The sequence below is a fragment of the Cellulomonas wangsupingiae genome (genome assembly GCF_024508275.1).
In the GTDB taxonomy this organism is placed as follows: Bacteria; Actinomycetota; Actinomycetes; order Actinomycetales; family Cellulomonadaceae; genus Cellulomonas; species Cellulomonas wangsupingiae.
On record NZ_CP101989.1, the window covers coordinates 1,726,418 to 1,741,823 of the forward strand.

Consider the following 15,406-nt stretch of genomic DNA (forward strand, 5'->3'; position numbering starts at 1 on the left):
CGCGACGTCGCCGGGGTGCGTGTTGCGGCGGCGCGCGCGACGGCCTAGCGTCGCCTGCGTCCGCGCGTCCACGACGTGCGGCCGCCGTCCGACGCCATGCCGAGAGGTCCGTTGTGCACTGTCCGTTCTGCCGGCACCCGGACTCCCGTGTCGTCGACTCCCGCACGTCCGACGATGGGTCGTCGATCCGCCGACGCCGGCAGTGCCCGAGCTGCCACCGTCGCTTCACCACCATCGAGACGGCGAGCCTGTCGGTCGTGAAGCGGTCCGGTGCGACCGAGCCGTTCAGCCGCGAGAAGATCGCCAACGGCGTCCGCAAGGCCTGCCAGGGTCGGCCCGTGAGCGAGGACGACCTCGCGCTGCTGGCCCAGAAGGTCGAGGAGACGCTGCGGACCGCGGGCTCCGCCGAGATCGACGCGTACGAGATCGGCTTGGCGATCCTGGGCCCGCTGCGCGACCTCGACGAGGTCGCCTACCTGCGGTTCGCGAGCGTCTACCAGGCCTTCGACTCGCTGGAGGACTTCGAGACCGCGATCTCCGGCCTCCGGGCCGAGCACGGCGACGAGCCGGCCACCGACGCCGAGGGTGCCGGCGCGGGTCCGACCGCCGCGTCCTGACGCCGCCGCGACGCGCAGGGCGCGAATGGGCTGGCGTCCGCGGCCCGCGTCGACCAGGCTGGGACGGCCGGTGACCACGCCGGCGAGCGGAGGACGGATCACATGACTCAGGACGACCAGCCCTCGGCGGTCAGCGACGACACCAAGGAGAGGTTCCGGGCGGCGCTCGAGCGCAAGAAGACCCAGGGCCACCCCACCGCGGACGGCAGCCGCAACACCGGAGCGGTGCACGGCGCGGAGACCGCGGGGCCGACCCAGCGCCGGTTCCAGCGCAAGTCCGGCTCGGCCTGACGCGCCCGGCTCACCCGGCCGCACGACGACGGGGCCGCGCAGCACACGTGCTGCGCGGCCCCGTCGTCGCAGGTGGGCCCGTCAGTCGAGCAGGCGCAGCCGCAGGGACTCCGGACGCCCGGCGAGCACGTCCACGACCTCGCGCGCGACCGGCGACGCGACGTCCGTGACCACGTAGCCGAGCTCGCCGCGGGTCGCGAGCAGCTGCCCCTCGATGTTGACTCCGTGCTCCGCGAGCGTGGCGTTGATGGTCGCGAGGACGCCCGGGACGTTGCGGTGCAGGTACGCGATGCGGTGCGCGTCGGGGCGCTGGTCCAGCGCCAGGTTCGGCAGGTTCACCGACAGGTTCGTCGACCCGGTCGCCAGGTAGTCGCGGACCTTGTTCGCCACGAACTGGCCGATGGCCGCCTGGGCCTCCTCGGTGGACCCGCCGGTGTGCGGCGTGAGGATGACGTTCGGGAGGCCGCGCAGCTCGGACTCGAACGGGTCGCCCTTGCGCTTCGGCTCCACCGGGAACACGTCGACGGCCGCGCCCGCGATGTGGCCCGACAGCACCGCGTCACGCAGCGCCGCGTAGTCGACGACGAACCCGCGCGACAGGTTGAGGAAGATCGAGCCGGGCCGCATCCGGGCGATCTGCTTGGCCCCGAACATGCCGGCGTTCCCCGCGCGGCCGTCGACGTGCAGCGTGACGACGTCGGACGCCTCCAGCAGCTCGTCCAGCGTGCTCATCCGGCGGGCGTTGCCCAGGGCGAGCTTCTCGGCCGTGTCGTAGAACACGACGGACATGCCCAGGTTCTCGGCGAGCACCGACAGCTGCGTGCCGATGTTGCCGTAGCCGATGATGCCCAGGGTGCGGCCCCGCACCTCGTGGGCACCCGTGGCGGACTTGTTCCAGACGCCCGCGTGCATCTCCTTGTCGAACACCGTCTGGCGGCGCGTCAGCGAGATGATGTCGGCGATCGCGACCTCGACGACGGACCGCGTGTTGGAGAACGGCGCGTTGAACACCGCGATGCCGTGGCCGGCGGCCGCCTGCAGGTCGACCTGGTTGGTGCCGATGCAGAAGGCCCCGACGACCTCGAGGTCGGGGGCGGCGGCCAGCACCTCGGCCGGCACGTCCGTCTTGGACCGGATGCCCAGCACCTGGACCCCGGACAGCGCGTCGACGAGCTCGTTCTCGTCCAGCGCGCCGGTACGCGTCACGACGTCGAAGCCCGCGGACTCCAGGATCGTGCGGGCGTGGGGGTGCAGGTTCTCGAGCAGCAGGGCGGTGGGCACGCCCCATGGTGGCCCCGGGCGCGGCCGCCGACCAAAGTCGTCCCGAAGGACGGACGAGGCCGTCCGGCCCGCACGGCGGCGGTCCGGACGGCCTCGTCGGAGCGGACCTGTCAGCCGGCCGCGCACGTCGGCGTCGGGGTGCCGAGGGTCCCCGACGCCGAGCCGATGAACCCGAACGTCGTGGTGGCGCCGGCCGCCAGCGCGCCGTTCCACGCGACGTTGCGGGCGGTGAGGCCCGGACCCGAGCCGGTCAGCGTGGCGTTCCACGCCTGGTTGACGCCGACGCCGGCGGGCAGCCCCAGCGTGACGGACCAGCCCGTGAGCGCACGCGCCCCCGCGGTGACGGTCACCTCGCCCTGGAACCCGCCCGGCCACGTCGAGACCGCCCGGAACGCCGCCGTGCACGCCTGGCCGCCGGGGGTCGGCGAGGGGCTCGGCGTCACGGACGGCGTCGGTGAGGCGGTGGGGGTGGGTGAGGTGGTGGGCGTGGGTGAGGCGGTGGGCGTGGGGCTCGGCGTGGGCGACGCGGTCGGCGTGGGCAGGGGCGTCACGGGTCCGCCCCACGCCGCCGTGGTGTCCAGCCAGGCGGCCCGGCGCAGCATCCAGTCCCGGAGCTGGTCGACCTGGCCGGTCCACGTCCCGGCGGTCGGGGTGATGAAGGGCCCGATCATCTGCGTCGACAGGTTCGGCCAGCGCTGGAAGTTCCGGGCCGCCGCGCCGCCGAGCGGTGCGGTCAGGGTGGACAGGTGCGAGCGCAGGGACGCGTCGGCCAGGGTCCCGCGGCGCAGCTCCTGCCAGCGGGTCCTGACGCGGTTGACGAACGCGGGGTCGTTCATGAGGACGGTGAACCAGTCGGTCGGGGGGTTCTGCCGGCTCTGCTGGTACTGCCAGCCGGACACCTGCTCGTTCTGGAAGTACCCGCCGACCCCGAACGTGAGGTCGAAGTCCCACAGCGGGCCGGCCGTGAGCAACCCGCCGCGGTCCTTGTAGAAGTACTGGCTGCGGTAGTACGCGTCCATGTCGCGGCTGAGCTCGTTGACGATCACCAGGTCCACGAACGAGCCGACGTCGATGAGGGACGGGTAGCCGGTCGCGGGGTCCGCGCGGTTCGCGGAGTGGATCGCGTCGTTGACGCGGCCCACGTAGCCGGCGATGTAGTCGAGCTGGGCGGGCACGAGGTCGTCCGGGTCGTGGACCTCGAGGTCGGACCAGCACGCCGACGCTCCCGTGCATGGCACCAGCGGCTGCTCGGCCGCCAGCCACTCGAACTTGACGATGTAGCCGCCCTCGACCTTCGGCGGGGTCACGTCCTGCGGGTCCAGCTTCTTCAGGTCGAGGCGGTTCTTCTGGTTCTTGATGGTCTCCTCGAGCATGTAGACGCCGCGGTAGTCGTTCGCCGCGACGGGCTGCGCGTCGTCGTTCACGTACACCTCGACGAGCCGGTAGCGGGGGGTGTGCAGACCCATCTCGCGGCCCAGGTCGTAGACCAGGGCCTCGCGCACCAGGGACTTGTCGGCGAACGGCCCGCGCAGGACCCAGTCGGACTCCGCGGGCATGCCGAAGAACGGCAGGTCCGCGTCGTCGCCGGCGTCGTCCCACAGCTCCAGGCGGTACGGCTTCTTGTCGAACATGCGGCTCGACTGCCCGCGGAGGCGGTACCCCGCTCGCGTCACCAGGGCGGGGGTCGCGGTCAGCGACGTGGTGCCGCCCGACGGCTGCAGCTCGACGACGGCCGACGCGTGGTAGTCGTCGCCGACGGCGCCCTTGCCGAACGAGTCCAGCACGAGCACCGGCAGGTCGTGCGTCGTCGTGACGGACGTCGCGACGTACTGCGCCGACGCGGGCTCGCCGCTGGCCGTGCCGTCGACGAAGGCCTGCGCGCGGACCTCCGTGCTGCGCGTCAGGCTCAGCGGCCCGGACGCGACGGGGGAGGAGGCCGTGGGCGCCGAGCCGTCGGTCGTGTAGCGCACCTGGGCGCCGCTCACCGACGTGCCGAGCGTGACCTGCAGCGTCCCGGTGAACGCGCGGCTGCTCACGGAGAACGTCACGTCCGCCGTGGGCTCGGCGTCGGTGGCCGCCGCCACGGCGGTGGTCGGTGTGGGTGCGCCGGCGGCGGCCGCCGGTGCGGCCAGGGGCACGGCCAGCGCGCAGGCCAGCACCGCCGCCCCGAGCATGCGGGTGTTCCGTCGTGACATCGTCGTCTCCTCGGGTGCTCGTGCTCGGTCAGCCGTGCGCGTACGCCTCGGCGGCGGTCGCGCCGTGCGGCAGGAGGTGGCGGCGCAGGGTGCGGCGCCACCGGGTCGCGGGCAGCTCCGGCTGCAGCGCCGCGAGACCCGTCGCGTACTTCGAGATCCGCAGCGGACGGTGCCCGTGCGCCCACAGCAGGCGGTCGGCGACCGAGGCCGTGGACCCCGTCTTCGTCTCGACGACCGCCAGGTGCCGCAGCTGCAGGGGACGACGGCCGTCGTGCCACGTCAGGTCGACGTCGACGGTCAGCCGGCTGTCGGTGTCCGGCAGCAGGACCGTGGCGCGGCGGTACCGCGTCACGAGGGTCGGGCCCCACCGCATCTCGTCGGCGGCCGTGATGCCGTGCGCGGTCAGGGTGGCCGTGACGAACGGGAGCGCGGGCGCGACGGTGGCGCGGTCGTCGAGCAGGTGCGGGACGCGGTCCTTGACCGTCGTGCCGCGCGCGCCGCGCGTCTTGACCTCGATCCAGCACTGCGCGGAGTCGAGGTAGGTGCGGGTCCGGACCTTGAACCGGCGCCGGCGCCGGTGGGCCGCGAGGTGGTAGGCGAGCAGGTCCGGGGTGTCGAAGTAGACGGACTCGTACTCGAACAGGCGCCGCGCGCCGATCTCGAGGACCTGCGCCCCGTGCGGCAGCGACGCGACGAGCGTGCCGACGTCCTCGACGGGCACCAGGTACTTGCGGTCCACGCGTGTCAGCAGACCGGCGCGCTCCACGAGCTCCTCGAGCCCGACGGGGACGAGCCGGGCGACGGGCTCCGCGAGCAGGTCGGCGCCCGGCGTCACGATCCCGTGCCCGTCGTCGTCGTGCGCGCGGCCTCGCGTCCCGCCTGCACGTGCCCCCGACGCCGGGCCGGGGGCACCGTCTCGTACCGCACGTCGACCCAGGTGGTGTCGTTGACCAGGTCGACGCGCTGGACGGCGACCTGGTGGACGCGGGCACCGAGCATGCCCTCGAGCCGGGCCACGAGCGCCACCCGGTCGAGCACGGCGCCGTCGAGCACGAGCTCCTGGCGCTGGTGGCGGCGCAGCACGCGCGGGTGGTCGCCGACGAGCACGGCCAGGAGCAGCAGCGCCATGAAGGCGATCGAGTGCCACAGGATCTCACCGGGAAGCGCTCCCAGGATGCCCAGCGCGAGCGCGGCGAAGTAGTACGCCACCTCGCGCTGGTCGACCTCCGTCGACCGCAGCCGGATGATCGAGAGCACGCCGAACAGGCCGAGCCCGAGGCCCGCGCCGATGGTCGCCGAGGCCAGCGTCGAGGCGACGGCGAGCACGCCGACGTTCATGCCGAGGAACGCGACCACGAGGTCGCGGCGGCGGTGCCGGCGGAAGTACGTCCACGTGAGCACTCCCACGGCGACGAGGTCGGTGCCGATGAGGACGAGCTGATCCATGCGCCGTGCTCCCCCTGGTGGTCCTCCTGCGGTGCGGACGACGTCCGGGTGAACGGGCGGTGAACACCGACGGACTGGCAGGACGATGCGGGCGGGGGCGCGGCCCGGTCAACGTGCTAAACGTTTGCCATCTCGATATCGATATCGAACACGCCGCGGGGCGCCGCCCGGGTCAGTCCGGCGCGGTGAACCCGTCCGGCAGGTCGCGCGCGTGGAGCACGTGCAGGGCGTGCGTCGGCCGCGTCATCGCCACGTACAGGTCACCGGGTGAGACCGCCAGGACCTCGGCGGGCTCCACCAGCACCACGACGTCGAACTCGAGCCCCTTCGCCTGCGTGGGCGTCAGCACCACGAGCGGCGCGTGCAGGTCGACGGCGTCGCCGGCCGGCACCGAGCGCCCCCGGGCGGCCAGCGCGGCGCGCACCTGCGCCGCGCGGTCCGCCGTCGCGAGGACCGCGACGCGCCCGGCGCCCGCGGCGTCCTGGATCCGACCGGCGAGGTCGTCGGCCCGGGCGGCCGCCGCGCCCGCCAGGGCGGCGTCGTCGGCCACGTGCGCGAGCACCAGGGCGTCGGGCACGTCTCGGGCCGAGGTCTGCGGGCTGACGGGCAGGCCGGCCGCGACCGCGACGCGCTGCGCGGCCCGGGCGACGACCGCGGGGGTGCGGTAGTTGACGGTCAGCTCCGTGAGTCGCCACGAGCCGCGCAGCAGGGGGTCGAGCATCGCCGCCCAGTCGTGGGTGCCGCCCGCCGCCGAGGTCTGGGCGACGTCGCCCACGATCGTCAGCGACCGCGTCGGGACGCGTCGCAGCAGCGCGCGCCAGGCCATGGCGGACAGCTCCTGCGCCTCGTCGACGACGACGTGGCCGTACGTCCACGTGCGGTCGGCCGCCGCGCGCTCCGCGGTCGTCAGCGACGGCCCGCTGCTCGCGAACCGCCCCGCCAGCGTCTCGGCGGACACGAGGTCGCCCGCGCCCGTGCTCTGCAGCACCTGGCGGGCGTACTCGACGTCGGCCGCGCGCCGCTCGGCGTCGGCACGCGCCTGTGCGCGCGCGGCCTGGTCGTCCTCGCCGAGCAGCTCGGCGGCCTCGTCGAGCAGGGGCACGTCCGCCGGCGTCCACGGCGCGTCGGCCGGGCGCGCGAGCAGGGCACGCTCGCGCGCCGTCAGCTCCGGTGCCGCGGCCTCGAGGCGGTGCGGCTTCGTCCAGAGGTCCCGCAGGAGCCCCTGGGGCGTCAGCGGCATCCAGGCGAGGTTCAGCGCGACGCGGATCTCGCGCGTGGTGCGCAGGTCCTCGACGATCTCGGCGCGGTCCTCGGGTGCGACGTCCCACCCCAGCTGCTGGACGTACTGCTCGGCGAGGCGGCCGAGCATGTCACGGACGAACGACACGCGCGCCTGGTTGTGCGGACGGTGCAGACGCCGGGCGCGGCCGATCGCCGAGGCCACGTCCTGCGGCCGCACGACGACCGTGCGCCCGTCGACACGCACGCGCGTGGCCTGGGCCGGCACCCGCTGACGCTGCCGGACCGCGCGCGCGACGACGTGCGCCATGACCGCGCGCCCCTTGACCTCCGCGACCTCGTCGGGCTCGGACCCGCGGGCCTCGACGCCCGGGTACAGGTCCGCGAGCGTGGCGGTCACGACGCCGGTCTCGCCCAGCGAGGGCAGCACCTGGTCGATGTAGCGCAGGAAGGTGCGCGAGGGGCCGACGAGGAGCACGCCGGAGCGCTCGAGCAGCCGCCGGTGGGCGTACAGCAGGTAGGCCGCACGGTGCAGCGCCACCGCGGTCTTGCCCGTGCCGGGCCCGCCCTGCACCACCAGCGCGCCGACGAGCTCCGAGCGGATGACGGCGTCCTGCTCCGCCTGGATCGTCGCGACGATGTCCCCCATGCGGCCGGTGCGGGCGGCCCCCAGCGCGGCGAGGAGAGCACCCTCCCCGGACACGCCGGCCAGCGTGGCGGGGTCCACCCCCGCCGAGGCCAGGCCGTCGAGGTCCAGGACGTCGTCCTCGAGGCCCGTCACGCGCCGCCCCGCGGTGACCAGGTGGCGGCGTCGGGCGACGCCGTCGGGGTGCGCCGCCGTCGCGCGGTAGAACGCCTGCGCCGCGGGCGCCCGCCAGTCCGTGAGCATCGGCGTCTGGTCGGGGTCGGTCAGGCCGATGCGTCCGATGTACCGCCGCTCGCCGTCCCGCAGGTCGAGACGGCCGAACGCCAGACGGTCCTCGACGGCCTCCAGCTGGGCGACGCGGTCCTCGTAGAGCGTCGCGAACGCGTCGCGCTCGGACCGGTTCTGCGGCGAACCCGACGGCCCCGCCCGTCGCACGGACGCCAGGCGCCGCCGCGACTGCGCCCGCAGCTCGTCGAGGCGCGCGTACAGCCCGTCGACGACCCGCTGCTCGTCGCTCAGCTCGTTGTCGATCGCCGCCACCCGCCCGCACGCTCCCGTCGCGCCGGGTCGGTCGCCCGGTCGCCGCGCACCCGCAGGGACGGGGCGCGCCGCCCTCGTGGGCGGCCGTCCATTATCCGCTCCCGACGCCCTCGGCGTGCACCCCGACGCGCTGCACGCCCGGTCGGTCCGCGACTCCGCACGCGCGGCCGTCCTGGCTTACAGTTCCTGCACATCGACGGAAGGATGCCAGTGCACGGCTCTGCGGCCAGCGAGGACGACGTGCACTCCGGCGCACCCGGGGACGAGGACTCACCCCTGCGGATCCTGGTCGTGGAGGACGACGAGGGGGACGCGCTCCTCGTCCGCGAGCACCTGCAGGACGGCGGGCTCGCGCACGAGACGGTCTGGGTGCGCACGGTGGACGACGCGCTCCTGCACCTCGACGCCGACTGCGTGCTGCTCGACCTCGGGCTGCCGGACGCGATGGGGCTCAGCGCGCTGCAGCGCGTCCTCGAGGCGGGCGCGCCCCCGGTCGTGGTGCTCACCGGTCTGACGGACACCGACGCGGGGGTCGAGGCCGTCGCCGCCGGCGCCCAGGACTTCCTCGCCAAGGGCGACGTCGACCCGGACCTGCTGGCACGGGCCGTGCGGTACGCCGTGCAGCGCCGCCGCCTGGAGGACACCGGGCGCGCCCTGTACCGCAGCCTGGTGCGCGCCGCGGAGACGACGCGCCTCGAGCGTGCGCTGCTGCCGACGCCGGCCGTCACGGACACCCGCATGGAGGTCCGGGTGGGGTACCGGGCGGGTCGCGACGGCCTGCTGGGCGGCGACTTCTACGACGTCGTCGAGCGGCCGGACGGCACCGTCCTCGCGATGGTGGGGGACGTGTGCGGCCACGGCCCCGACGAGGCGGCGCTGGGCGCGACGCTGCGCACGGCGTGGCGCACCCTGGTGCTCGCGGGCATCCCGGCCGACGAGATCCTCGGGCTGCTGGAGCGCGTGCTGGCCGCCGAGCGCGCGCGCCCCGAGATCTTCACCACGGTCTCGATGCTGGCCGTCCTGCCCGACCGCCGCACCGCCGACCTGTACCTCGCGGGGCACCCCGTCCCGCTGCTGCTGGGCTCGCCGTCGGTGCTGCTGCCCTCCGGCCGTCGTGGGCGGGCCCTGGGCGTGCCCGTGGGCGGTGGCTGGCCGGCGCAGCGCCTCGACCTCGGTCCGTCGTGGCGGGTCCTGCTCTACACCGACGGGCTGCTCGAGGCGACGGTCGGCGACGGCTCGCAGCGTCTGGGCAAGGCGGGCCTGCTCGACGTCGCCCACCGCACGATGCTCGGCACGGCCGAGACCGACGGTGCCGTGCGCCCCGACGAGGACCCCGTGCTCGGGCGGATGCTCTCGGCCGTGCGCGCGCGCCACGGCGGGGACCTCGTGGACGACGCGGCCGTCGTGCTCATCGGGTGCGACGCGTGAGCGCACCGACGACGGCCGCGCGCCCGCGCCGCGCGACGACCCTGCGGCAGCGCCTGACGGCGCTGCTCGTCGCGGCCGGTGCGCTGCTGGGCGTCGTGCTCGTGCTCGCCGGGTTCGTGCTGTCGCGCGCGCTGGCGTCCCAGCACGAGGTGACGGAGGTGTACTTCGACGCCGTCACGATGGCCGACGCCGCCTACGTGCGGCTCGTGGACGCCGAGACGTCGGTCCGCGGCTACGCGCTCACGGGCAACGAGATCACCCTGGAGCTGTACGACCGGTCGGTCGAGGACGAGGTGACGTTCACCTCGCTGGCCGAGGAGCTCGCGGCCATCGCGCCGCAGGCGGACCTCGTCGAGCAGGCGCGGACCGCGGCCGAGGCGGCCGAGCGGTGGCAGGACGAGTTCGCGGCCCCGACGGTGGCCGAGGTCCGGGCGGGCGGCCCGGGGGCCGTGTCGCCGGAGGAGGTCGAGGCCGGCCTGCTGCTGTTCGACGAGGCGCGCGTCGCGATCGAGGCGTACATGGCCGAGCTGCGCGAGGCGCGCGCGAACGCGGTCGACGAGCTCGAGACCTGGACCACGGCGACCGGCGCGCTGGTGCTGGTGCTGGTCGTCGCCGCGGTCGTGGCCGGCGTCTCGCTGTGGTTCGCGCTGCGCCGGTGGGTGCTGGGCCCGGTCACCGCGCTCGGTCAGGCGACCCGCGCGGTCACGCAGGGCGAGCTCGGTCACGTCGTGCGCGTCGAGGGCCCGGGCGAGATCGAGGCGCTCGCGGCCGACGTCGAGCGGATGCGGCTGGGCCTGGTGACGCAGCTCGCCGAGCTGCGGACCTCGCGCGAGGAGATCTCCGAGGCGCACCAGCGGCTGACCGAGCAGGCCGAGGAGCTGCGCAGGTCCAACCGGGACCTCGAGCAGTTCGCCTACGTCGCGTCGCACGACCTGCAGGAGCCCTTGCGCAAGGTCGCGAGCTTCACCCAGCTCCTGCAGAAGCGCTACGGCGGTCAGCTCGACGAGCGTGCGGACCAGTACATCGACTTCGCGGTCGACGGGGCCAAGCGCATGCAGCGGCTCATCCAGGACCTGCTCGGGTTCTCCCGGGTCGGACGCGTGGGCGGCGAGGTCACCGACGTCGACCTCGCGGCCGCGCTCGGACGCGCCCAGGACCAGCTCTCCGAGCGCATCGAGGAGGCGGGGGCCGTCGTCACGCACGACGACCTGCCCGTGGTGCGCGGCGAGGAGCCGCTGCTCGTGCAGCTGTTCCAGAACCTCATCGGCAACGCCGTGAAGTTCGGGCACCCCGACCGGCCCCCGCAGGTGCACGTGAGCGCACGCCGGGTGGAGGGCGCCTGGGAGCTCGAGGTCCGCGACAACGGGATCGGCATCGAGCCCCAGTACGTCGACCGCGTGTTCGTCATCTTCCAGCGGCTGCACGCCAAGGACCTCTACGAGGGCACCGGGATCGGGCTGGCACTGTGCAAGAAGATCGTCGAGTTCCACGGCGGTCGCATCTGGATCCCGGAGACCGACGGGGAGGGGACCACCATCCGCTGGACCCTGCCGGTCGCCGAGGACGAGACCCCCGGCGACGGGGACGAAGGACGGAGCTGACATGTCCGAGCAGAAGGTGATCGACGTCCTGCTGGTCGAGGACGACCCGGGCGACATCCTCATGACACGTGAGGCGTTCGAGCACAACAAGGTCCGCAACCGCCTGTCGGTCGTGGCCGACGGGGTGAGTGCGCTGGAGTTCCTGCGCAAGGAGGGCGAGCACGTCGACGCCCCGACGCCGGACCTCGTGCTCCTGGACCTCAACCTGCCCCGCATGGACGGGCGCGAGGTGCTCGAGGCGATGAAGTCGGACGAGAAGCTGCGCGCCATCCCGGTCGTGGTCCTCACGACGTCGGAGGCCGAGGAGGACGTCGTGCGCAGCTACTCGCTGCACGCCAACGCGTACGTGACCAAGCCCGTGGACTTCGACCGGTTCATCGACGTGGTCCGGCAGATCGACGAGTTCTTCGTCGAGGTGGTCCGGCTCCCCGGGCGCTGAGATGAGCAGCGCCGGCCGGATCGGGAAGAGAGCGCGCCCGGTCGGCGTTGTACCGCTCGACACGACGAGAGCGAGTGTGGAGAGCGATGCTGGACCCCCGGGACATCTACGACGTCGACACCGACGTGGCCGAGCGTGTGGCGCAGGCCGCACGGCACGGCGCCGGACCTGTGCTGCTGCACGCGGTGCGCGGGTTCGTCGACGCCGGCCAGGCCGGGCAGGTCGCGGTGGACCACCTCGTCGGTGACGGCGCGACGCAGCGGCTGGTGACGTTCGACGTCGACCAGCTCGTCGACTACCGCTCGCGCCGCCCCGTCATGACGTTCGACTCGGGCTGGACGCACTACGACGCGCCGGAGCTCGTGGTCGACCTCCTCGAGGACGCCCACGGCGTGCCCTACCTCCTGCTCCACGGCGTCGAGCCGGACGTGCAGTGGGAGCGGTGGGTGGCGGCGGTGCGGCAGGTCGTCGAGCGCTTCGACGTCCCCCTCGTCGTCGGGCTGCACGGCATCCCCATGGGGGTGCCGCACACCCGGCCGGTGTCCGTCACGGCGCACGCGACGCGTGCCGAGCTGGTGGCGGACCACACCTCGCTCTTCGGGACGGTGCAGGTGCCCGGGAGTGCGGCGGCGCTGCTCGAGCTGCGCCTCGGCGAGTCCGGGCACGACGCGATGGGCTTCGCCGTGCACGTCCCGCACTACCTCGCGCAGTCGCCCTACCCGGCGGCCGGGCTGGAGGGCCTGCGTCACGTCGAGCGCGCGACCGGCCTCGACCTGCGCCTCGCCGCGCTGGAGCCGGCGGCCACCGAGGTGATGCAGGAGGTCGAGCGCCAGGTGGAGGGGTCCACGGAGGTCGCCGCCGTCGTGCACGCCCTCGAGGAGCAGTACGACGCGTACACCCGCAGCGTCGGCCGCACCAGCCTGCTCGCGCAGGCCGCCGACCTGCCGACGGCGGAGGAGATCGGCGCCGAGCTCGAGCGCTTCCTCGCCGAGCAGACCGACCAGGACGGTGACGGCGGGCCCACCGGCTGACGGGTCGGGGCGCGGCCGCCGTGACCGGATCGTTGCCGCCGCGGAGCGGGGCGAACCACTCATCTCGTGGCGTACGCCACACCGGGCGTGCAAGGATGCAGCCGTTGCAGTGGCATACGGACGCTCGACCGGTCTGCTGCCCGCGGCCCCTCGGGGCGGCGGGCGTGAGGATCCGTCAGGTCCCCTGGAATGGCGGGGACGGGACCACCCGGTGCAGGACGTGAGACATTGCGGCACACCGCGGGCACCGGCCCGCGGTGGTCACCCGGTGGGACAGAAGGATGCTCGACATGGCACAGGGCGCGGTCAAGTGGTTCAACTCCGAGAAGGGCTTCGGGTTTATCGCCCAGGACGACGGTGGCCCCGACGTCTTCGTCCACTACTCGGCCATCGACACGCAGGGCTACCGCTCGCTCGACGAGGGTCAGCGCGTGGAGTTCGAGATCACGCAGGGTCAGAAGGGTCCGCAGGCGGAGCACGTCCGCCCGGTGTGACCTGACCGCCCGGCCTCGGCCGGGCGTCTGCGGACGACGGGGCCGCACCCGACGAGGGTGCGGCCCCGTCGCGCGTGCGGCCCCGCGCTCAGCCCGCGCCGTCCGCCTCGGGGTCGTGGCGCGGGACGGCGGCCCCCGCGAACGCGCGGGCCTCGCCGTCGTCGAGCAGGCGGGCGGGCACGGGGAGCGTCCGCAGCGTGCGCGCCAGCCCCGCGTCGTCCAGCAGCTCGCCGTCGTCGGTGCCGACGAGCAGCAGGTTGCCGTACCGGCGCCCACGCAGCTGGGCCGGCTCCGCGACCACGCCCACGTACCGGAACGCCGCGGCGATGGTCGCGACCTCCGCGCGTGCGAGCGCCAGCGGGGGCTTGTCCGCGCAGTTCGCCACGTAGGCCCCGCCGGGGCGCAGGACGCGCCGCACCTCGCGTGCGAACTCCAGCGTGGTCAGGTGGTCGGGGGTCCGGTCGCCGGCGAAGACGTCGCGCGCGACGACGTCGTAGGTGGCGTCCGGCAGACGCGTCAGCTCCGCACGGGCCTCCCCGGTGCGCAGCCGCAGGGCCGGGGCGCGGGGGAGGTCGAACCACTCGCGCGCGAGCCGCGCCAGCTCCCCGTCCAGCTCGACGGCGAGCTGCCGCGCGGCGGGGTGGCGGTGCGCGACCGCCCGCGCCAGCGCGCACCCGCCGGCGCCCAGGTGCACGACCGTCAGGTCCGCGCGGCGCCGGGCCACCACCTCGACCACCGCGGCGGCGTGCTGCATGTACTCGAAGTCGAGCAGCCCGGGGTCGTCCAGGTCCACGAAGGAGCTCGGGACGCCGTTCACCAGCAGGGTGGCGGCCCGTGGCCTGCCGGGCTCGGGCACGACCTGCGCGGTCCCGGTCGAGACCGGCACGGGGCCGTCGGGCCAGGCGGGGCCGCCGGGTGCCGACCGGGATGTCGGTGGTCGGCGGGACGATGGTTCACGACGTCGGGCAGCCACGCGCACACGGTACGTCGTGGACCGGGCGGACGGGGTCGGGGGATTGACGAGTTCGAACATGTGTTCGAAGATGAGCACGGCGGGCGAGCCGCCGCGACAGGAGGTGGGACCGATGGTCGGACGTACGGGTGTGCTGGACCCCGCGACCCTCCTCCCGCAGTCCGCACAGCTGCTGGGACGGGCGGACGCCGAGCTGTTGGCCGCCCAGTTCTCGGGTGAGCCGTGGGAGATGTTCTCCCACGCGCACCTCGCGGCGCTGCGCGCCGGAGCCGCGCTGGTCGCCGCCCGCGGGCGGCCGTCGGGGCGAGGGGCGCCGCGCACGGTGTGGGGGATGCTCGACGCGGTGGCACCGGAGCTCCACACGCTCTCGGCGCTGTTCGCCCAGTCGGCGTCGTTGCGCGCGGCCGTCGACGCGGGTCGTTTCGAGCTGGTCACACCGATCCGGGCGGAGCGTGCGCTGTGCGCCGCGGAGGACCTGGTGGACGCGGTCCGTGGCATGCTGGCCGACGACGCGGGGGCGACGCTCGACCTGCCCGCCGTCGCGGGCACGTGAATACCTGGCGCCGTGGTGCCGGGAGGTAGCGGTCCCGCCTGTCCGTGCCGCATGATGATGGCCCTGCCGACGGTCGCTCGACTACCACCTTGGTGCCAGCCGATCTATCCTGAGGCCACATAGTCCACCGGAGTGCGACGGGGGTCGGGATGCCACTCTCCGAGTACGAGCAGCGCGTGCTCGAGCAGATGGAGCGCCAGCTGACGTCTGACGACCCTCGGCTCGCCAACACGCTCACCCGCCGTGGCGGTCATCGCGCCGCCACGCGCTACGTCGTTGCCGGCGCCGGAGCCGTCGTCGGTCTCCTGCTGCTCGTCATCGGGGCGGCCACGTCACGCCCGTGGCTCGGTGCCATCGGCTTCGTCGTGATGTTCGCCGCGGTCGCGTTCGCGTTCGCCGCGCCGCGTCCCGAGCGCACCGGTCCGCAGGGCACGGTCGCCCCCGACGGGACGGTGCGTCCGGCTCCGGCAGCAGCGAAGAAGCAGGGGTTCATGTCGCGGCTCGAGCAGCGGTGGGACCACCGCCGCGAGGGCGACGGGCGCTGAGCCGACCACGTCCCGCGCCCCGGGCGCGGGCGCGACGGGTGCGCCGCACGGTCCGCTCGCGCGACCGACGTCGTCCGTCGGTGGCGG

Annotated in this window: 15 protein-coding genes; 9 read left to right on the top strand and 6 right to left on the bottom strand. The window is 74.4% G+C overall.

The window, feature by feature from the left end; all coding sequences use genetic code 11:
• Positions 1-113: 113 nt before the first annotated feature.
• A complete protein-coding gene (nrdR, locus tag NP075_RS08015) occupies positions 114-617 on the top strand; it encodes a transcriptional regulator NrdR (RefSeq protein WP_227565007.1) in 504 nt (167 codons plus the stop codon).
• 102 nt (positions 618-719) lie between these two features.
• On the top strand, positions 720-908 hold the full coding sequence (locus NP075_RS08020) for a DUF5302 domain-containing protein (protein ID WP_227565006.1): 189 nt from the start codon (positions 720-722) through the stop codon (positions 906-908).
• Between the two features lie 81 nt (positions 909-989).
• Here NP075_RS08020 and serA read toward each other — a convergent pair whose 3' ends face one another.
• The 5 genes from serA to NP075_RS08045 all read right to left on the bottom strand — a co-directional run bounded on the left by serA (position 990) and on the right by NP075_RS08045 (position 8,255).
• Entirely contained in the window at positions 990-2,189 is a 1,200-nt protein-coding gene (gene serA / locus NP075_RS08025; protein ID WP_227565005.1) for a phosphoglycerate dehydrogenase, read from the bottom strand.
• A gap of 110 nt (positions 2,190-2,299) precedes the next feature.
• On the bottom strand, positions 2,300-4,384 hold the full coding sequence (locus tag NP075_RS08030; protein WP_227565004.1) for a CotH kinase family protein: 2,085 nt from the start codon (positions 4,382-4,384) through the stop codon (positions 2,300-2,302).
• A 28-nt stretch (positions 4,385-4,412) separates the two neighbouring features.
• Positions 4,413-5,219 carry a polyphosphate polymerase domain-containing protein gene (locus NP075_RS08035; RefSeq protein ID WP_227565003.1) on the bottom strand — a complete coding sequence of 269 codons (807 nt, stop codon included), beginning with the start codon at positions 5,217-5,219 and terminating at the stop codon, positions 4,413-4,415.
• Positions 5,216-5,830 carry a DUF4956 domain-containing protein gene (locus tag NP075_RS08040; RefSeq protein ID WP_227565002.1) on the bottom strand — a complete coding sequence of 205 codons (615 nt, stop codon included), beginning with the start codon at positions 5,828-5,830 and terminating at the stop codon, positions 5,216-5,218. The genes NP075_RS08035 and NP075_RS08040 overlap by 4 nt, the downstream gene beginning before the upstream one ends.
• Positions 5,831-6,002: 172 nt before the next feature.
• Positions 6,003-8,255, bottom strand: a complete 2,253-nt coding sequence (locus tag NP075_RS08045; protein ID WP_227565001.1) for a HelD family protein — start codon at positions 8,253-8,255, stop codon at positions 6,003-6,005.
• 210 nt (positions 8,256-8,465) lie between these two features.
• Between NP075_RS08045 and NP075_RS08050 the strand changes: the two genes are divergently transcribed.
• The 5 genes from NP075_RS08050 (at position 8,466) to NP075_RS08070 (ending at position 13,248) form a co-directional block, all read left to right on the top strand.
• Positions 8,466-9,683 carry a PP2C family protein-serine/threonine phosphatase gene (locus tag NP075_RS08050; protein WP_227565000.1) on the top strand — a complete coding sequence of 406 codons (1,218 nt, stop codon included), beginning with the start codon at positions 8,466-8,468 and terminating at the stop codon, positions 9,681-9,683.
• Entirely contained in the window at positions 9,680-11,284 is a 1,605-nt protein-coding gene (locus NP075_RS08055) for a sensor histidine kinase (protein ID WP_227564999.1), read from the top strand. Before NP075_RS08050 ends, NP075_RS08055 begins: the two co-directional genes overlap by 4 nt.
• 1 nt (position 11,285) lies before the next feature.
• A complete protein-coding gene (locus NP075_RS08060; RefSeq protein WP_227564998.1) occupies positions 11,286-11,723 on the top strand; it encodes a response regulator in 438 nt (145 codons plus the stop codon).
• Positions 11,724-11,809: 86 nt separating this feature from the next.
• Positions 11,810-12,754, top strand: a complete 945-nt coding sequence (locus tag NP075_RS08065; protein WP_227564997.1) for a proteasome assembly chaperone family protein — start codon at positions 11,810-11,812, stop codon at positions 12,752-12,754.
• Between the two features lie 290 nt (positions 12,755-13,044).
• Entirely contained in the window at positions 13,045-13,248 is a 204-nt protein-coding gene (locus NP075_RS08070; RefSeq protein WP_227564996.1) for a cold-shock protein, read from the top strand.
• Between the two features lie 88 nt (positions 13,249-13,336).
• Here the strand turns inward: NP075_RS08070 and NP075_RS08075 are convergent, their stop codons facing one another.
• Positions 13,337-14,134 (bottom strand): spermidine synthase, encoded by a 798-nt coding sequence (locus NP075_RS08075; protein WP_227564995.1) that lies wholly within the window; start codon positions 14,132-14,134, stop codon positions 13,337-13,339.
• A 199-nt stretch (positions 14,135-14,333) separates the two neighbouring features.
• Here NP075_RS08075 and NP075_RS08080 point away from each other — a divergent pair, with 199 nt between their 5' ends.
• Both NP075_RS08080 and NP075_RS08085 read left to right on the top strand, forming a co-directional pair.
• The gene (locus NP075_RS08080) at positions 14,334-14,774 is read left to right on the top strand and encodes an SAV_6107 family HEPN domain-containing protein (protein WP_227564994.1); all 441 of its coding nucleotides are present in this window, start codon (positions 14,334-14,336) and stop codon (positions 14,772-14,774) included.
• 149 nt (positions 14,775-14,923) lie between these two features.
• Positions 14,924-15,319, top strand: coding sequence for an SCO2097 family morphological protein (locus NP075_RS08085; protein WP_227564993.1), 396 nt, complete (start codon positions 14,924-14,926; stop codon positions 15,317-15,319).
• Positions 15,320-15,406: the final 87 nt, after the last annotated feature.

What these genes read in the sequence shown, in the direction of transcription:
- NP075_RS08080 (WP_227564994.1), top strand. Translation starts at nt 14,334, where the DNA reads ATGGTCGGACGTACGGGTGTGCTGGACCCCGCGACCCTCCTCCCGCAG.
- NP075_RS08060 (WP_227564998.1), top strand. Translation starts at nt 11,286, where the DNA reads ATGTCCGAGCAGAAGGTGATCGACGTCCTGCTGGTCGAGGACGACCCG.
- NP075_RS08030 (WP_227565004.1), bottom strand. Translation starts at nt 4,384, where the DNA reads ATGTCACGACGGAACACCCGCATGCTCGGGGCGGCGGTGCTGGCCTGC.
- NP075_RS08040 (WP_227565002.1), bottom strand. Translation starts at nt 5,830, where the DNA reads ATGGATCAGCTCGTCCTCATCGGCACCGACCTCGTCGCCGTGGGAGTG.
- NP075_RS08020 (WP_227565006.1), top strand. Translation starts at nt 720, where the DNA reads ATGACTCAGGACGACCAGCCCTCGGCGGTCAGCGACGACACCAAGGAG.
- NP075_RS08085 (WP_227564993.1), top strand. Translation starts at nt 14,924, where the DNA reads ATGCCACTCTCCGAGTACGAGCAGCGCGTGCTCGAGCAGATGGAGCGC.
- NP075_RS08065 (WP_227564997.1), top strand. Translation starts at nt 11,810, where the DNA reads ATGCTGGACCCCCGGGACATCTACGACGTCGACACCGACGTGGCCGAG.
- NP075_RS08070 (WP_227564996.1), top strand. Translation starts at nt 13,045, where the DNA reads ATGGCACAGGGCGCGGTCAAGTGGTTCAACTCCGAGAAGGGCTTCGGG.